We start from the raw sequence: 17148 nt of genomic DNA, 5'->3' as shown, positions 1-17148 counted from the left end.
AAAGTGCACAAGAACCCATGAAGAAAAATGTCGCCATCGCCCTAGCGGGTGTGTTGATCGTAGCCGTCGCAGGCGGGTGGTGGGGCATGTCCGGCAACAAGCTGGCCGGAAAGGATGCCAAGGCCCCGGCCGCCGGCAACGCGGCGCCGGTGCTCGTCACGCTCGCAACCGCCGAAAAGCAGGACGTGCCGGTGACGGTGCAGGTCAACGGCAGCGTGGTCTCGCTCAACAGCGTCGACCTGCGCCCGCAGGTCACGAACACGGTGAGCGCGGTGCATGTGAAGGAAGGGCAGTTCGTCAAGGCGGGCCAGTTGCTCTTCACGCTCGACGACCGCAACGACCAGGCCAACCTGGCCCGCGCCCGGGCCCAGCAGAAGCGCGACGAAGCGACCCAGGCCGACCTCGAGCGCCAGTACAAGCGCAGCCAGGAATTGCTGGCGCAGAATTTCATTTCCAAGAGCGCTACCGACGCCACGCTGTCGCAGCTCGAGGCGCAGCGCGCCGCCGTGGCGGCCGACCGCGCCGCGGTGCAATCGGCGCAGGTGGCGCTGGGGTACGCCACCTTGCGCGCTCCCATTGCCGGGCGCATCGGCGCCGTCAACATCTACCCCGGCACGCTGGTGCAGCCCACGCTGTCGCTGGTGACCGTCACGCAACTGGACCCCATCGCGGTGAGTTTCCCTGTGCCGGAAGCCAACCTGCAAGATCTGCTGGCGGCGGCACGCAGCCGGGCCAAGGTCGAGGCGCTCGTCAGCGGGCGCAAGGAGCCGCTCGCCGGTGTGCTCAATTTCGTCGACAACACAGTCGATCCGCAGATCGGCACCGTGCGCGCGAAGGCGGTGTTCGACAACGCCGACCAAAGCCTGTGGCCCGGCCAGTTCGTCGGCACGCGCATCACGGTGCGTACCCTGTCCGGTGTCACGGTGGTGCCGGCCGCGGCGCTCATGATGCTGCCCGACGGTACCTCGCTCTACGTGGTCGACAAGGCGAGCACCGCCACGCGCCGCAAGGTCCAGGTGCTCTACACCTTCGGGACCAAGGCGGCGGTGAGCGGCGTCGAGCCGGGCGAGCAGGTGGTCATCGAAGGCAGCCAGAACGTGCGCCCGGGCGGCAAGGTCCGCGTCGACGCAAAGGCCGCGCCGGCGGGCACGACCGGCGTCACGCCGGGCAGCGCGGCCTCGTCGGACGCCAAGCCCCCGCGGGAACGCGCATGAACATCTCGGAACTCTGCATCCGTCGTCCCGCGATGACGGTGCTGTTGTCTGCCGCGGTCGTGGTGGTCGGCATCTTTGCGTACTTCAGCATCCCGGTTGCCGCGCTGCCGAGCTACAACACGCCGGTCATCAACGTGAACGCCCAGTTACCTGGGGCGAGCCCGGACACCATGGCGTCTTCCGTGGCGCTGCCGCTCGAGAAGCAGTTCTCGACCATTCCGGGCCTGCAGACCATCAGTTCGGTGAATACGCAGGGCGTGAGTTCGCTCACGCTCGAGTTCGTGAGCAGCCGGGACATCGACGCTGCCGCCGTCGACGTGCAGGCCGCGCTGCTGCGCGCCCAGCGCCAGCTGCCGCAGGAGCTCACGCAGCTGCCTTCGTACCGCAAGGTGAACCCGGCCGATGCGCCGGTGCTGTTCATTGCGCTGATCTCGCCGTCGATGAACCCGTCCGAGCTCAACGACTATGCCGAGAACCTGATTTCGCCCACGCTCTCCACCATCGACGGCGTGGCGCAGGTGGCGGTGTATGGGCGCAAGGCCTTCGCGGTGCGCATCAAGGCCAATGCCGATCTGCTCAATGCGCGCAACATCACGCTCGACGAACTCGCCAAGGCGGTGAATTCGGCCAACGCCAACACGCCCGTCGGCACGCTCGACGGGCCGCGCCAGACGCTCACCATCCAGGCCAACCGGCAGCTCACGAAGGCCGAAGACTTTGCCAAGCTGATCGTCGGCCAGCGCAACGGCGCGCCGGTTCGGCTCGACGAAGTGGCCACCATCGAAGACAGCTTCGAGTCGGTCAAGACCGCAAGCAGCTTCAACGGCCAGAACTCCATCTCGCTCGCCGTGCAGCGCCAGCCCAACGCCAACACCGTGGAAGTGGTGGATGCGGTGCGCGCGCTCATTCCGCGTTTCAAGGCCGAGCTGCCGCAGTCGGTCGAGATCCACATGGTGAACGACCGCTCGCTGTCCATTCGCGAGGCCGTGCACGACGTGCAGCTCACGCTGCTGGGCACCATCGCGCTGGTGGTGCTGGTGATCTTCCTTTTTCTGCACCGGCTGGTCGCCACGCTGATTCCGGCCGCGACCATTCCGATTTCGCTGATCGGCGCGGTGGCGCTGCTCTATGCCTTCGGCTACAGCCTGGACAACGTCTCGCTGCTCGGTATCACGCTCGCCGTGGGGCTGGTGGTGGACGACGCGATCGTGGTGCTCGAAAACATCATGCGCTATGTCGAAAAGGGCATGGAGCCGTTCGCGGCGGCGCTGCGCGGGGCACGCGAAGTGGGCTTCACCATCATCTCGATCTCGATCTCGCTGGTGGCGGTGTTCATCCCGATCTTCTTCATGCCGGGCGTGATCGGCCTCTTGTTCCACGAGTTCGCGGTGGTGGTGGCACTGGCGGTGCTGGTGTCGGCCGTCGTGTCGCTCACGCTGGTGCCCATGCTCGCGAGCCGGTTGCTCAAGCACGTGCCGCGGCCCGAAGGCGCGATCGACCACGAGGAAGAGCATCCGGAACCGGGCACCGCCATTGGCCGCGCCTTCGAGCGCGGCTACCGCTGGGTGCACAGCGGCTATATGCGAACGCTCGACTGGACGCTCGGCCACCGCACGCTGATGCTGCTGGTGGCCGGCGGCACCTTCATCGTCACGGCGTGGCTGTTCGTCTCCATTCCGAAGGGTTTTTTCCCCGAGGAAGACATCGGCCAGATCCAGATCACCACCGAGGCGGCCGAGGACATTTCCTTTACCGCCATGAATGCGCTGCAGGAACGCGTGGCCGCTTCGCTGCAGGCCGACCCGAGCGTGGCCTACGTAAGCTCGTTCGTCGGCGTGGGCGGCCCCACCGCCACGCAGAATTCCGGCCGCCTGTTCGCCGTGCTCAAGCCGCGCAGCGAGCGCCCCAAGATGGCCAAGGTGCTCGAATCGCTACGCCAGCGTTTTCGCGAGATTCCGGGCATTGCGGTCTACATGCAGCCGGTGCAGAACCTGCGCCTGGGCGGCCGCCAGAGCAAGGCGCGCTTCCAGTACACGTTGCAAAGCGTGAACGCGGGCGAGATGGTGCCGTGGTCCACGCAGCTCATGGAGCGCATGCGCGCCGACCCGGTTTTCCGCGACGTGACCAGCGACTCGCAAAACCGCGGCCTGCAGGCCACGCTCGAAATCGACCGCGACAAGGCCGGCGTGCTCGGCGTTGCCGTGGGCGACCTGCGCCTCGCGCTCTACAACGCCTACGGCGACCGGCAGATCGGCAGCATCTACGGCGCCAGCAACACCTACCAGGTGATCCTCTCGGCGGCGGACAGCGACCGGCAGTTCGAAGACGACGTGGCGCGCCTGTCGGTGCGCAGCACCACGGGCCGCCTGGTGCCGCTCTCGGCCTTCTCGACCGTGAAGCGCACGGTGGGCCCGACCTCGGTCAACCACCAGGGCCAGTTGCAGGCGGTGACGGTGTCGTTCAACCTCGCGCCCGATGTGCCGCTGGGCAACGCGACCGCGAAGATCGACCAGTTCAAGGCAGAGCTGAAGATGCCGCAGTCGATCATCACCACCTATGGCGGCGATGCGGCGGTGTTCCAGAGTTCTCAATCCAGCCAGGCGGTGCTGCTGGTGCTGGCCGTGCTCGTCATCTACGTGCTGCTCGGCGTGCTGTACGAAAGCTACATCCATCCGCTGACCATTCTGGCCGGGCTGCCGTCCGCGGCCGTGGGGGCCTTGCTTTCGCTCAAGATATTCGGCTTCGACCTGACGCTGATCGCCACCATCGGCATCCTGCTCTTGATCGGCATCGTGAAGAAGAACGCGATCATGATGATCGACTTCGCGCTCGATGCGCAGCGCACGGAGGGCATGAAGCCGGTCGACGCCATCCGCGAAGCCTGCCGCCTGCGCTTCCGCCCGATTCTCATGACCACGCTGGCCGCGCTGATGGGCGCGCTGCCGCTCGCCCTGGGCCTGGGCGCCGGCGCCGAACTGCGCCAGCCGCTGGGTGTGGCGGTGGTGGGCGGGCTGATCTTCTCGCAGGTGATCACGCTCTACATCACGCCCGCCATCTACCTCGCGCTCGACCGCTACAGCGGCACGGGGCCGATGGTCGACCTGCCCGGCGAGGCCAAGGGCCAACAAGCTGCCGCCCAAGGTGCGGCGTCGCACGCCTAGGTGGTGGTTTCGTCCAGAACGTCGTCGTCCGCCACCAGGTGGGCGGTGTCGCTCCAGCCCACCAGGCTGAAGCCCTCGGGCGTCCACAGCATGCGGTTGATGGCCGCATTGCCGAGCTGCCAGGTGCGCGGCGCCTGCAGCTCCTGGCGGGTTGCGGCGCGGTAGAGCACGTCCATCACGCCGCCGTGCGCCACCAGCGCGACCACCTCGCCCGGATGGCGCGCCGCCAGTTCGGCGGCCACGCGCGTGATGCGGTCGCGGAAGGTCAGCAGGCTTTCACCGCCGATGGGCTCGAATTCGGGGTCGCGCTCGCGCCAGCGCTTGGCATCTTCGGGCCGCATGGCCTCGATCTCGGCGAAGCTCATGCCCTCGAGGTGGCCGAAGGCGCGTTCGCGCAGGCGGGGCTCGGGTTGAACCGAGAGGCCGTGGGGCTTGGCGATTTCCTCGGCGGTCTGCCAGGCGCGCGAAAGGTCGCTGGCGTAGATCACGCCGATGTCCTCGTCGGCCAGCGCCTGACCCGCGCGTTGCGCCTGCCAGAGGCCCGTGGCGTTGAGTCCGATGTCCAGCTGGCCCTGGATGCGCGTGTCGACGTTCCAGGCGGTTTCGCCGTGGCGCACGGCGATCAGTCGGGTGGTTTCTTCCATCCGGATGATTTTAGAAGCGCGCTACTTCCTGGCCGCCGCCAGCTCGATGTTCACCCGGCGCTCGCCCTGCGGCGGATTCGGAAAGCCCTGCAGCGCGGCCCGGAACATCACCGGCAGGATGGCAGCGCTCGCGTTGTAGGGCCCGTCGTTGCGGGCCCGGGTTTCATAGACCACGCGGTTGGAGCCCGCCTCGCGCAGCACGATGCTCACTTCGCGTTCGTACCAGGGGTTGGCCGCGGGCGGCATGAAGGCCGAGCCCCCGTACCATCCGCCGCCGAAGCCGCGGCGGGCGTATCCGTATCCGCCGCCGTAGCCATACCCCCAGGGGCCGTCGAACAGCCACGGGTCGGCCCAGGGCGAGAGGCCTGCCGTCACGCGCGCGCCGATCTGTGCGCTGTATTGCGGCCTGGTGTCGTCGCGGCGCAAACCCACTTCTTCGAGCGCCGCGGCGGCCATGGCCTCGAGCGATTCCTGCCCGGCGGGGTCGGCCTGCTGCGAAGGCAGGCGCTCGAAGCGGTAGGTGGCGCCGGGCGGCACCGTGGTGAGCGAGGAAAAGCTCTTCACATCGCTGTCGACCACCCACGAGGTGGCGCAGCCGCTCAGGGTAGCTACCAAGAAAAGAGCTGAAAACGCACGTTTCATGAGGATCTCCGGGCTCAGCGGCCCAAAATTCCCCTGGGTTGCCCGGTTCAGCCCCGAAGAATGCGCAGGGCCGCGGGTGCCTGGGAGAGCAGGTCGAAGGAGGGCGCGTCGAAGGCCTTGTCGCCGTCTTCGTCGGCCACGCCGGTCGCCTTCAGACCCTTGAAGTCGTGCCGCGTTCCGTCGAGCAGGTGCGAAGGCACCACGTTCTGCAGCGCGGTGAACATGTTCTCCACACGGCCCGGGTGCTTCCTGTCCCATTCGCGCAGCATTTCGCCGACCTGCTTGCGCTGCAGGTTTTCCTGGCTGCCGCAGAGCGTGCACGGAATGATCGGGAATTCGCGGTGCTGCGCCCAGCGCAGCAGGTCTTTCTCGGCCACGTAGGCGAGCGGGCGGATCACGATGTGCTTGCCGTCGTCGCTCACCAGCTTGGGCGGCATGCTCTTGAGCTTGCCCGCGAAGAACATGTTGAGGAAGAAGGTCTGCAGCATGTCGTCGCGGTGGTGGCCCAGCGCGACCTTGGTGGCGCCGAGTTCGTCCGCCACGCGGTACAGGATGCCGCGGCGCAGGCGGCTGCACAGACCGCAGGTCGTCTTGCCCTCGGGAATCACGCGCTTGACGATGCTGTAGGTGTCCTGGTTCTCGATGTGGAAGTCCACGCCCAGCTCGCTCAGGTACTTGGGCAGCACCTCTTCGGGAAAGCCGGGCTGCTTCTGGTCGAGGTTGACCGCGACGATGTCGAAGTGAATCGGTGCCCGCGCCTTGAGCTTGAGCAGGATGTCCAGCATGGCGTAGCTGTCCTTCCCGCCCGAGACGCACACCATGACCTTGTCGCCCTCTTCGATCATGTTGTAGTCGACGATCGCGCGGCCCACCTCGCGGCACAGGCGCTTCTCGAGCTTGTGCGTCTCGCGCTCGATCTTCAGGGAATTGGTGGTGGCGCCGACGACGGGCGCCTCGTCGATCCAGACGGCGTTCATTGGGGGGCTACTTCAGACAAATGAGGGGAAGACCCCCGATTTTGCCTTGGATCACCATTCCCCGGCTTCGATGCGGATAGCCACTTCGCAGTCGTCGAAGATTTCGAGCTTGGCGATCTTCACCCGTACGCCACGCACGCCGGGCAGCTGCAGCAGCCGCTGCGCGAGCTTGCCGATCAGGCTTTCGAGCAGGTTCACATGCTCGGCGGTGCACTCGTCGATGATGATGCGGCGCACCTTGCGGTAGTCGAGCACATGAAAGATGTCGTCGTCCTGCGGCAGCAGCGGCTGCGGTCCGAGGTTGAGCTCGGCATCGACCAGGATCGGCTGGGGCGCCCGCTTTTCCTGCTCGAGGATGCCCAGGTTGGCGTCGAAGCGCAGCCCCTGGAGGGTGAGTGTCTGCTGGCCGTGCGGTGTGGTGGACATGGTGTTTGGGGTGCTCACATGAGCGAGAAATCGCGCTCGAATCTCATCAGGTGCTGGCCACCGTCCACCAGCAGCGTGGTGCCGGTCATCGAATTGTTTTCCAGCGCAAATTTCACCGTGGCCGCCACGTCGGCCGACGTGGACGAGCGGCCCAGCGGCGACAGCTTGTGCAACTGCGCAAACTTTTCGTCGTCCAGCATATGGCTCGAAAGCGTGAGGCCGGGCGCGACACCCACCACCCGCACGCGCGGCGCCAAGGCCAGCGCCAGCATCGGCGTGGCGGCTTCGAGTGCGGCCTTGGAGAGCGTGTAGCTCAGGAAGTCGGGGTTCGGGTTCCAGAGCTTCTGGTCGAGCAGGTGCACCACCGCGCCTTGCGCGTCGCGCAGCGCCAGGTGGTCGCGCAACGCCTGCGCCAGCAGGATGGCCGCGCCGGCGTTGCTGCGCGCATGGCGCTCCATGAGCGCGTAGCTGAAGCTGGCGGCGTCGTCGTGCTCGAAGAGCGCGGCACTGTGCACCACCGCATCGACCCCGCCGAAGTGCGCCGCCACGCGGGGCAGTAACGCGCGGGTGGCGCCTTCGTCGAGCAGATCGGCCTCGAAAGCCGCCGAGTTGCCCGACAGGGCGGCGCAATCGGCCGTCGTCTGCTCGGCCTCGGCGCGCGAACTGCGGTAGTGCACCGCCACCTGCCAGCCCCCTGCGGCCAGCGCCAGCGCAATCTCGCGGCCCAGCCGGCGGCCGGCACCCGTGACGAGGACGGTGCGGGGGGCTGAGGAAAGCGGTGCTGTGCTCATGCGGGCAGAGAAGGGAGAATCGGGGGGTGACGACAAAGACGACGAACAGTTTACCCATCGCCCTGGACACCCTGATCGCCCGTTCGGTGAAACGCGCCGGCGGCTGGATCGGGTTTGACCGCTTCATGGCGCTGGCCTTGTACGCGCCGGGGCTGGGCTACTACGCCAACACCTCGGCCAAGTTCGGCCACATGCCGTCTTCGGGCAGCGACTTCGTGACCGCCCCCGAACTCACGCCCATGTTCGGCCAGGCGCTCGCGGCGCAGGTGGCCGAGGCGTTGCAGAAGACCGGCACCGGCACAGTCTGGGAATTCGGCGCCGGCTCGGGCGCCCTGGCGGTGCAACTGCTGCACGCGCTCGACGAGATGGGCCGCGGCGACGTGCGCTACCGCATCGTCGATCTGTCGGGTACGTTGCGCGAACGGCAGCAGCAGGCGCTGGTGCGCTATGCAGACCGCGTCGAATGGCTCGGCGAATTGCCCGAGTCGATGCAGGGCGTGGTGGTCGGCAACGAAGTGCTCGACGCGATGCCGGTGCAGTTGCTCGCGCGCGTGGGCGGCCAGTGGTTCGAGCGCGGCATCGTGCGCAATGCGCAGGGCAACGGCTGGACCTGGGCCGACCGCATCACCGAACTCCGTCCGCCCCTCGAGGTGCCGGGCGATCACGACTACCTGACCGAAATCCATCCGCAGGCCGAGGCCTTTGTCGCGACCTTGGCGGACCGCCTGACGAAGGGCGCGGCCTTTTTCATCGACTATGGTTTTCCGGAGCGCGAGTACTACCACCCGCAGCGGCACATGGGAACGGTGATGTGCCACCGTGCGCACCAGGCTGACGGCGATCCGCTGTCCGATGTGGGCTACAAGGACATCACTGCGCATGTCAACTTCACGGGCATTGCGCTTGCGGGGCAGGAGGCGGGGCTCGAAGTGTTGGGCTATACCAGCCAGGCGCGGTTTCTGCTGAACTGCGGGTTGCTGGAGAGGATGGAGCAGGGCTCTACCGCGGAGAGGGGAATGGCGGCTCGGCTCATTCATGAGCATGAGATGGGGGAGCTGTTCAAGGTGGTGGGGTTTGCTGTGGGGGAGGCTTGGGATTCCATGGGGTTCTTGGAGGGGGATCGGAGTCGTACGCTCTGATCCGTTGGCTTTGTTTGTTTCCCGAGGCCGGGATTCCGCCCGGCGGCGGACTCACTTTCTTTTGCTTCGCCAAAAGAAAGTAAGCAAAGAAAAGGCGACCCCACTGTCTGCGACCCCTGCGCTTCGCTACGGGGCAACCTGCGGTGCTCGGGTTTCGCGGGGTCTCGCAGAACTCGCTTCGCTCAAACAGCTGCGAGCCCTGATCCGCGAAACTCTGCGCTCCTCGGCGCATACAGAGGGGCTTGGAAACCGCACGGGCCTTTGCTTCGCTCGGCCACCAAGCCACCGCGGCGCTGCGCGCCGCGGTGGTATTGAGTTGGGCTGTTGGGCTTGGGGCCGAGCGAAGCGATGGCCTGTCGGCTCCCACCCCTTCTGTATGCGCCGAGGAGCGCAGATGGAGGCGGGATCAGGGCCGCAGCTGTTTGAGGTTCTATGTTTTTTGCAAGTCATTCTTCGGCATCAACCGGGCCGGATCGAACGACTGCGTACCTTTCCAAACAGCAAACGCCACGCGCAGCAGCTTGCGCCCGAGAATGATGAAGGCCGCAGTGGTTGCAAAGCCCTTGGCCCGAATGGCCTCATACAACGGCCTGAGCGCCTTGCTACGACTTGCAGCAAAGCCCACCAGATAGATCTGTCGGCGCAACAGCGACGGCCCCTTTTTGCTCAAGCGACGTCGCCCATGCCGGGCACCCGAATCGTTGGGTCTTGGATCGAGTCCGCAATAGGCCACCAAGGCATCGGTATTGCCGAAGTTGAAGCGACTGAACAGCGTCGCCAGCAACACCGAGGTCTGCGGTCCTACACCGGTGATCGTGAGCAATCTCTGGCAGCCAGCGGACAGCCGCGGATCGCTGGTAACCAACTCCTGCATCCTGCTATCCATTGCCTTCAGAAGGGTATCGAAGGCCCTTTGCAACTCGCCGGTGTCGATATCGCTGGCGTCCACACCCGTCACGATCTGCTTGAAGGCCGAGCGCTGCGCCGCCAATTGCGCTCGGCGCGTGAGCAGATCTTGCAGTCGTTGCTGCACTGCGCTGGCCGGCTGCCAGGGATGCAGATGACCGTGGTGTTCCGCCAGATAGCGAGCGATGAGCTGGGCGTCAACGCCATCTGTCTTGGCCCGCATTCCCAAGGCTTGGGCGTAGAAGTGCACGTCGCGTGCATTGAGCACGAACACCTTCAGGCCAGCCTGGCTTGCAAGGTGCGCCAACAGACCGTGGTACCGCCCGGTGGATTCCATGGCGACCAGGGCATGGGGCGGCACTTCCCGCAGCCAATCGGCAATGCCCGCGGCATTGTTGACCACGCTGCGAGGCCGGTGCCCAGACCCCAGAGAAATGACCAATTCGGCCTTGGAAACATCCACGCCGATAAACAGGGTTGGCTCTTGCATGACGACACCTCCGGTTGGACAATTTGCCAAGCTGGGGTGCAGCCCACCGACCACGTTTGCTTGCGTCTAGATCGGCGGTCGCACCGTCCAAAAACGGAGCTCCGCTCAGTTCCTAATCGACGTTGGAAGGTGGGGCGGGAGAAATCTCAAAACCGTCGGTCCGCTGCCGCGGCCGAATGCGCAACGAGTCCCTCCACCCCAGCGCCTCAACCATACAAGCGAAGCGAGTTCTGCGGACCCCCGCCGGAGTCGAGCACCGCAGGTTTCCCGTAGCGAAGCGGAGGGACGCAGACAGTAGGGTCGCCTTTTCTTTGCTTACTTTCTTTTGGCGAAGCAAAAGAAAGTGAGTCCGCCGCCGGGCGGATATCCCGGCCTCGGGAAACAAACAAACCCAAAAAATAAGCTACCAACAAAGAGTTCGTTTGAGAAAGCACCCCTCAAACCTACATTGGCGGGATGAGCTCCAAGCCCGCCCCCACCCGGCAGCACTTCGAAGTCCGCCCCTTCAATGCCCCCGTAGGCGCCGAAATCATCGGCCTCGACATTTCCAATCCCATTGACAACGAAGATTTCAAGCGCATTCATCAAGCGCACCTCGACCATCACGTGCTGGTCTTTCGCGACCAACGGATCACCCCCCAAGAGCACATCGATTTCAGCCGCCGCTTCGGCCCGCTGGAAATTCACGTGCTGCACCAGTTCCATCTGGAGAACCACCCCGAGATCCTGATCGTCTCCAACATCAAGGAGAACGGCGAACCCATCGGCCTGGGGGATGCGGGCGTCTACTGGCACTCGGACATCTCGTACAAGCCCCAGCCGAGCCTCGGCTCGCTGCTGCATGCGCAAGAGCTGCCAAGCGAAGGCGGCGACACGCTCTTTGCCGACCAGCACCTCGCCTGGGAAGCGCTCGACCCCGAGCTGCAGCAGCGCATCCTCCCGCTCAAGGCCGAGCACAGCTACCTGGCCAAGTACGAAGAGCTGCGCGCCAAGAACCCATGGCGGCCCAAGCTCTCGCAGGAACAGATCGACCAGGTTGCACCCGCGGTACAGCCGGTGGTGCGCACCCATCCCGAGACGGGCCGCAAGGCGCTGTTCGTCAGCGAGCACTTCACGACGCGCATCGTCGGCTTGCCACAAGAAGAAAGCGACGCGCTGCTGGCCGAACTGTTCGCGCACAGCGTGAAGCCCGAGTTCGTGTACCGCCACACCTGGGCGCCGCACGACTTGGTGTTCTGGGACAACCGCTCGCTGATGCACCTGGCGGCCGGCACGCCCGACCACCTGCGGCGCCGGCTCAATCGCACCACTATCGTCGGCGACACGCCTTTCTGATTTTTTCCCGGACCGATTTCAATGAACCGCTTCACACGCAAGGCCGCCGCGCTCGTCACCGGCTTCGGCCTCTTCGCAGGCAGTCTCGCCGCGCATGCCGAAGGCCAGATTCGCATCGCCGAGCAATTCGGCATCGTCTACCTGCTGCTCAATGTCGCGCAGGAACAGAAGCTGATCGAGAAACACGCCAAGGCCGCGGGTGTCGATGCGAAGGTCGAGTGGATCAAGCTCTCGGGCGGCTCGGCGGTGAATGACGCGCTGCTCTCCGGCAACATCGAGATCGCGAGTGCGGGCGTCGGTCCGCTGCTCACGTTGTGGGACCGCACCAAGGGCAAGCAGAACGTGAAGGGGGTGGCTTCGCTGGGCAACTTCCCGTACTACCTGGTAAGCAACAACCCGAAGGTGAAGACCATTGCCGACTTCACCGACAAGGACCGCATCGCGTTGCCCGCGGTGGGCGTTTCGGTGCAGTCGCGGGTGCTGCAGTTCGCATCGGCCAAGCTCTGGGGCGACAAGGAATTCAACCGGCTCGACAAGATCAGCGTGGCGGTGCCGCACCCCGATGCGGCCGCGGCCATCATCAAGGGCGGCACCGAGATCACGGCGCACTTCGGCAATCCGCCGTTCCAAGATCAGGAACTCGCGGGCAATCCGAACGCGCACATCGTGCTCAACTCGTACCAGGTGCTCGGTGGCCCGGCCTCGGCCACGGTGCTCTATGCCACCGAGAAATTCCGCAGCGACAACCCGAAGACCTACAAGGCGTTCGTCGATGCGCTCGACGAGGCGGCCAGGTTCGTCACGGCCAATCCGGAGAAAGCGGCGGACATCTACCTGAAGGTGGGCAACGCGAAGATCGACCGCGAGCTGCTGCTGAAGATCATCAAGAACCCCGAGGTGCAGTTCAAGACCACGCCGCAGAACACCTATGCGCTGGCAGAGTTCATGCACCGCGTGGGCGCGATCAAGAACAAGCCGGCGTCGGTGAAGGACTATTTCTTCGACGATGCGCAGAACGCTTCGGGGAATTGAATGGGCTCGGCGAAGGCGTCTTCGGGCTTTGACTCCTTCCCCCTCTGGGGGAAGGTGGGGATGGGGGCGGGCAGAGCCGTGCCGACGCCAGCGCCGCGTGCCCCCACCCCAGCCCTCCCCCGGGAGGGGAGGGAGCAAGACCAGGGGCAAGAGCTCGCGCCACTCCTGCAGGTCGACGGCGTCAGCCTCGAATACCGCACCCCCGAGCGCGTGGTGCGCGCCACCCACCGCGTGAGCTTCGACGTGCATGCGGCCGACCGTTTCGTGCTGCTCGGCCCTTCGGGCTGCGGCAAGTCGACGCTGCTGAAGGCCGTCGGCGGATTCATCCAGCCGGTCGAAGGCGAGATCCGTCTCGACGGCCGCCGCGTGGTGCAGCCCGGCCCCGACCGCATCGTCGTGTTCCAGGAGTTCGACCAGCTGCCGCCCTGGAAAACCGTGCAGCAGAACGTGATGTTCCCGCTGCTCGCCTCGCGCACCCTCGGCAAGAAGGAGGCGGCCGAACGCGCGCTGCACTACCTCAACAAGGTCGGCCTTGCCAAGTTCGCCGACGTGCATCCGCACCAGCTGTCGGGCGGCATGAAGCAGCGCGTGGCCATTGCGCGTGCGCTGGCGATGCAGCCGCGCGTGCTGCTGATGGACGAGCCTTTTGCCGCGCTCGACGCGCTCACGCGCCGCAAGATGCAACAGGAACTGCTCGAACTGTGGGACGAGGTGCGCTTCACGCTGCTTTTCGTCACGCACTCCATCGAGGAGGCGCTGGTGGTGGGCAACCGCGTGGCGCTGCTGTCGCCGCATCCGGGCCGCATGCGTGCCGAGGTGAACAGCCATGGCTTCTCGCTGGCCAGCCTGGGCGGCGCCGAGTTCCAGGGCACGGCGCAGCGCATTCACGACATGCTGTTCGAAGAAGAGCAAGAGCAAGAGCAAGAGCACGAAGGGGTCGAAGCATGAGCGCGCTCGTTCCGCCGATCCGCCCCGAGTACGAGCGCACGCTCGAGCCCTTCACCGAGGTGCCGATCGAGCGAACCCTGCCTCTGCCGGCGCGCATCTGGGCCCAGGCCGGCGTTCGCAAAGGCCTGATCCTGATCGTCATCGCGGTGCTCTGGGAGCTTGCGGCCCGCTGGCAGGACAACGACCTGCTGCTGCCCACCTTCAGCGCCACGGCCCTCGCGTTGGCCGAGGGGCTGGCGAGCGGCGAACTCGTCGAGAAGGTGCGCATCTCGCTGGCGGTGCTGCTGCAGGGCTACCTGGCCGGCGTGCTGCTGGCCTTTGGTCTCACCACACTCGCGGTGTCGACCCAGATCGGGCGCGACCTGCTGGACACGCTGACCTCGATGTTCAATCCGCTGCCCGCCATTGCGCTGCTGCCGCTCGCCTTGCTGTGGTTCGGCCTGGGCCGCGGCAGCCTGGTGTTCGTGCTGATCCATTCGGTGCTGTGGCCGCTGGCGCTCAACACCTATGCGGGCTTCCAGGGTGTGCCCGAGACGCTGCGGATGGCAGGGCGCAACTACGGGCTCAAGGGCTTGCGCTACGTGCTGCAGATCCTGGTGCCGGCCGCGCTGCCGTCGATTCTCTCGGGGCTGAAGATCGGCTGGGCCTTTGCCTGGCGCACGCTGATCGCGGCCGAGCTGGTGTTCGGCGCCTCGTCGGGCAAGGGCGGGCTGGGCTGGTACATCTTCCAGAACCGCAACGAGCTCTACACCGACCGCGTGTTCGCGGGCTTGGCGATGGTCGTGCTCATCGGCCTGCTGGTGGAAAGCCTGGGCTTCAAGACGCTGGAGCGCCTGACGGTGCGGCGCTGGGGCCAGCAGCGCTGAGCCGAACGCTCAACCTGCGCCAGGCTTCGCCGCGCCCTTGCGCAGCGTGCGCAGTTCGGCTTTCAGGAACGCGTTGGCGTCCTTCAGCGAGCCATTCGGCATCTTGACCTGGTAGGCCTTGCCCGTCATCTCCGAGCGCGAAGCACAGCGGTCGATGAAGTCTTCCGCCGTGGCGATCTCGTCTTTGAAGTGGTCGAACTTGGCCCGCATGTGCTTGGCGGCGTCGTCGGCGTCGTGCGCCTTGCCGTTGCGCATGAAGGTCATCGTCTTCATCTGGGAAACGCGCAGGATCAGCGTGTCGATGAGCTTTTGCTCCGACGCGGAAGGGGCGGCCTGGGCTACCAAGGCCATGCAACCGAGCAAAAGCGCCAGCAGCGCCGTGCGCAGAAATCGAAATGGAGCCATTCAGTGGTGGTCTGGGGACGGGGAGTTCGGCCCATGCTAGAGCGCCGGGCCCGGGCGTGTCAAACCGGTCCCGGCTCGGGTCTAATCGCAGTTTTGGCACGCGTGACTTCTCCATGAGCTCCCCGACCCCCGATCTCCTGTCGATTGCCAATGCGCTGGCCGATGCGGCCGCCGCGCAGTCGATGCACTATTTCCGCACGCCGCTCGACATCATCACCAAGGCGGACGAAAGCCCCGTCACGCTGGCGGACCGCGCCGCCGAAACGGCCATGCGCGAGATTCTGGCCGCCCGTGCGCCCGTGGACGGCATCTTCGGCGAAGAGCATGGCCTCGAGCGGCTCGACGCCGAGCGCGTCTGGGTGCTCGACCCGATCGACGGCACGCGCAGCTTCATCACCGGTTCGCCGCTCTGGGGCACGCTGATCGGCGTGCTGCAAGCCTCCCGCGTGGTGCTCGGCATGATCGACATGCCGGTGCTCGAAGAGCGCTGGATCGGCCAGGCCGGCCAGGGCGCCACGCGCGACGGCCAGCCGGTGCATGCCAGCGGCTGCACCGAGGTGGCCAAGGCGCGCATCGTCACCACCTCGCCGGACATCTTTGCGCCGGCCGACTGGCAGGCTTTCGACCGGCTCAGCCGCCAATGCGCGATGCGGCGTTTTGGCGGCGACTGCTACGGCTACGCCCAGCTCGCGGGCGGCACCGTCGATCTCGTGGTGGAAACCGGGTTGCAGCCCTACGACTACCTGGGCCCCGCGGGCGTGATCGAGGCGGCAGGCGGCGTCATCACCGACTGGCAGGGCCGGCCGCTCGGGCTGGAGTCCGACGGCAGGGTCATTGCGGCCGCAACGCCCGAACTTCACCGACAAGCCATGGCCGTTCTTGCGGCCTAGACTGTTCCCATGTTCCGCTGGCTGATCGTCGTCGTCCTGGCTCTGGTGCTCATGAGCGGCCTCACGGCATGGCTGCGCCGGTTCGGCTTCGGGCGATTGCCCGGCGACTTCGAGTTCCGCGCTTTCGGCCGCGAGTGGCAATTGCCGATTTCCAGCACCCTGGTGCTCAGCATGATCGCGGCGCTGGTGGCGCGCTTCATCTAGCGCCATCGATGAACCAGAAACCGAAAAGAAAGAGAAGACCCACGCGATGAGAGCCTGTGTTGACATCGGCGGCACCAAGGTGGCCGTGAGCCTTTCCGCCTCGAGCGATGCACCGCTCGTCGGCCGCCGCAGCGAACCGACCGCCAAGACGGGCGACAACGACGCCGTGGCCGTGCAGATCATGCGGATGATCGAGGAAGCCTGCGCCGAGCAAGCAATCGATATCGCCACGATCGACCGCGTCGGCGTCTCGTCGACCGGCCCCTTCGAACTGCGGGACGGCATGGTGGAACTGGCCACGCCCAATATCTGCGGCGGCATTGCCGGCCCGGCGCGCGGCCTGCCCAACAACTGGATGACGGCCCTCATCGAGGCACCGCTGGCCCGGCGCTTCGGCCGCGTGCGGGTCGAGAACGACGCCGTGGCCGCATTGGAGGCCGAACGGCAGTGGGGCGCGCTGCAGGGCCTGGACGACTGTGCGTATGTCACCTGGAGCACCGGCGTGGGCGTGGGCCTGTGCGTCGACGGCCGCGCGCTGCGCGGCAAGAACGGCAACGCCGGCCACGCGGGCCACAGTTTCGTGGCGGACGACGCCAGCGGCGCGCTCTGCGGCTGCGGCAACCTCGGCGACGTGGAGGCGCTGGTGGCGGGCAACTCCATTGCGCGCCGCTTCGGACAGCCGGCGCCCGACCTGTTCGCCGCCGCTTCGGCAGGAGAGCCCCACGCCATCGGCATCGTCGATGCGTTGTGCCGCGTCATGGGCCGGATGATCTACAACCTGGTGGCCACGCTCGATCTGCAGCGCATCAGCCTGGGCGGCAGCGTGTTCTGGCACCACCGCGATTTTCTGCTGCCGCGGCTGCAGTCACAGGTCGACGGCAAGCTGATGCCGCTCACGCGCGGCGTGCTGCTGGTGCCCGCCGGGCTCGGCGAAAAGGTCGGCGATTACGCGGCCCTGGCACTGCTCGACTGAGAAGACGCGAATGAACCTGCTGCGCGCCCCGATCTCGCATCTGCGGTCCTCACCGTACGCCAGTACGGTTCCGGTCCTCGACGCGACCTCGGCGCGCTCGCGACG

At 66.2% G+C, this 17148-nt stretch carries 17 protein-coding genes; 10 read left to right on the top strand and 7 right to left on the bottom strand.

From position 1 onward, the window contains the following. Positions 1-86 precede the first annotated feature (86 nt). Both QFZ42_RS20525 and QFZ42_RS20520 read left to right on the top strand, forming a co-directional pair. Positions 87-1214, top strand: coding sequence for an efflux RND transporter periplasmic adaptor subunit (locus QFZ42_RS20525; RefSeq protein WP_373423400.1), 1128 nt, complete (start codon positions 87-89; stop codon positions 1212-1214). Then, entirely contained in the window at positions 1211-4375 is a 3165-nt protein-coding gene (locus QFZ42_RS20520; RefSeq protein WP_307702733.1) for an efflux RND transporter permease subunit, read from the top strand. The genes QFZ42_RS20525 and QFZ42_RS20520 overlap by 4 nt, the downstream gene beginning before the upstream one ends. Here the strand turns inward: QFZ42_RS20520 and QFZ42_RS20515 are convergent. From QFZ42_RS20515 to QFZ42_RS20495, 5 genes are read right to left on the bottom strand one after another with little or no spacing between them, the layout of a single operon-like run. Beyond that, entirely contained in the window at positions 4372-5019 is a 648-nt protein-coding gene (locus tag QFZ42_RS20515) for a histidine phosphatase family protein (RefSeq protein ID WP_307702732.1), read from the bottom strand. The genes QFZ42_RS20520 and QFZ42_RS20515 overlap by 4 nt on opposite strands. 21 nt (positions 5020-5040) lie before the next feature. After that, on the bottom strand, positions 5041-5661 hold the full coding sequence (locus tag QFZ42_RS20510; protein WP_307702731.1) for a DUF4136 domain-containing protein: 621 nt from the start codon (positions 5659-5661) through the stop codon (positions 5041-5043). Between the two features lie 47 nt (positions 5662-5708). Then, complete coding sequence (ttcA, locus tag QFZ42_RS20505) at positions 5709-6638, bottom strand: tRNA 2-thiocytidine(32) synthetase TtcA (RefSeq protein WP_307702730.1); 930 nt, start codon at positions 6636-6638, stop codon at positions 5709-5711. A gap of 51 nt (positions 6639-6689) precedes the next feature. Then, positions 6690-7064, bottom strand: a complete 375-nt coding sequence (locus QFZ42_RS20500; RefSeq protein WP_307702729.1) for a dihydroneopterin aldolase — start codon at positions 7062-7064, stop codon at positions 6690-6692. 14 nt (positions 7065-7078) lie between these two features. Further along, on the bottom strand, positions 7079-7855 hold the full coding sequence (locus tag QFZ42_RS20495; RefSeq protein WP_307702728.1) for an SDR family oxidoreductase: 777 nt from the start codon (positions 7853-7855) through the stop codon (positions 7079-7081). Positions 7856-7881: 26 nt separating this feature from the next. Between QFZ42_RS20495 and QFZ42_RS20490 the strand changes: the two genes are divergently transcribed. After that, positions 7882-8994: a class I SAM-dependent methyltransferase gene (locus QFZ42_RS20490; protein WP_307702727.1), complete on the top strand. Its 1113-nt coding sequence runs from the start codon at positions 7882-7884 to the stop codon at positions 8992-8994. A gap of 430 nt (positions 8995-9424) precedes the next feature. Here the strand turns inward: QFZ42_RS20490 and QFZ42_RS20485 are convergent, their stop codons facing one another. After that, positions 9425-10390 (bottom strand): IS110 family transposase, encoded by a 966-nt coding sequence (locus tag QFZ42_RS20485; protein ID WP_307699896.1) that lies wholly within the window; start codon positions 10388-10390, stop codon positions 9425-9427. Between the two features lie 456 nt (positions 10391-10846). Here QFZ42_RS20485 and QFZ42_RS20480 point away from each other — a divergent pair, with 456 nt between their 5' ends. Genes QFZ42_RS20480 through QFZ42_RS20465 form a run of 4 tightly spaced genes read left to right on the top strand, consistent with a single transcriptional unit; the run spans position 10847 to position 14571 of the window. Further along, the gene (locus tag QFZ42_RS20480) at positions 10847-11725 is read left to right on the top strand and encodes a TauD/TfdA dioxygenase family protein (protein WP_307702726.1); all 879 of its coding nucleotides are present in this window, start codon (positions 10847-10849) and stop codon (positions 11723-11725) included. Positions 11726-11746: 21 nt separating this feature from the next. Continuing rightward, positions 11747-12757 carry an ABC transporter substrate-binding protein gene (locus tag QFZ42_RS20475; RefSeq protein WP_307702725.1) on the top strand — a complete coding sequence of 337 codons (1011 nt, stop codon included), beginning with the start codon at positions 11747-11749 and terminating at the stop codon, positions 12755-12757. Positions 12758-12817: 60 nt separating this feature from the next. After that, positions 12818-13705 (top strand): ABC transporter ATP-binding protein, encoded by an 888-nt coding sequence (locus tag QFZ42_RS20470; protein WP_307702724.1) that lies wholly within the window; start codon positions 12818-12820, stop codon positions 13703-13705. Beyond that, positions 13702-14571: an ABC transporter permease gene (locus tag QFZ42_RS20465; protein WP_307702723.1), complete on the top strand. Its 870-nt coding sequence runs from the start codon at positions 13702-13704 to the stop codon at positions 14569-14571. The genes QFZ42_RS20470 and QFZ42_RS20465 overlap by 4 nt, the downstream gene beginning before the upstream one ends. A 9-nt stretch (positions 14572-14580) precedes the next feature. Here QFZ42_RS20465 and QFZ42_RS20460 read toward each other — a convergent pair whose 3' ends face one another. After that, positions 14581-14976, bottom strand: coding sequence for a DUF5329 family protein (locus QFZ42_RS20460; RefSeq protein ID WP_307702722.1), 396 nt, complete (start codon positions 14974-14976; stop codon positions 14581-14583). Positions 14977-15089: 113 nt separating this feature from the next. Between QFZ42_RS20460 and hisN the strand changes: the two genes are divergently transcribed. Genes hisN through QFZ42_RS20445 form a run of 3 tightly spaced genes read left to right on the top strand, consistent with a single transcriptional unit; the run spans position 15090 to position 17043 of the window. Beyond that, on the top strand, positions 15090-15866 hold the full coding sequence (gene hisN, locus QFZ42_RS20455; RefSeq protein ID WP_307702721.1) for a histidinol-phosphatase: 777 nt from the start codon (positions 15090-15092) through the stop codon (positions 15864-15866). Positions 15867-15875: 9 nt separating this feature from the next. Continuing rightward, a complete protein-coding gene (locus tag QFZ42_RS20450) occupies positions 15876-16070 on the top strand; it encodes a DUF2905 domain-containing protein (RefSeq protein WP_126747984.1) in 195 nt (64 codons plus the stop codon). 46 nt (positions 16071-16116) lie between these two features. Next, positions 16117-17043 (top strand): ROK family protein, encoded by a 927-nt coding sequence (locus QFZ42_RS20445; RefSeq protein WP_307702720.1) that lies wholly within the window; start codon positions 16117-16119, stop codon positions 17041-17043. The last annotated feature ends 105 nt before the right edge of the window (positions 17044-17148 follow it).

This window comes from Variovorax paradoxus (genome assembly GCF_030815855.1).
Classification (GTDB): Bacteria; Pseudomonadota; Gammaproteobacteria; order Burkholderiales; family Burkholderiaceae_C; genus Variovorax; species Variovorax paradoxus_M.
This window is presented reverse-complemented; position numbering and strand designations above follow the sequence as displayed.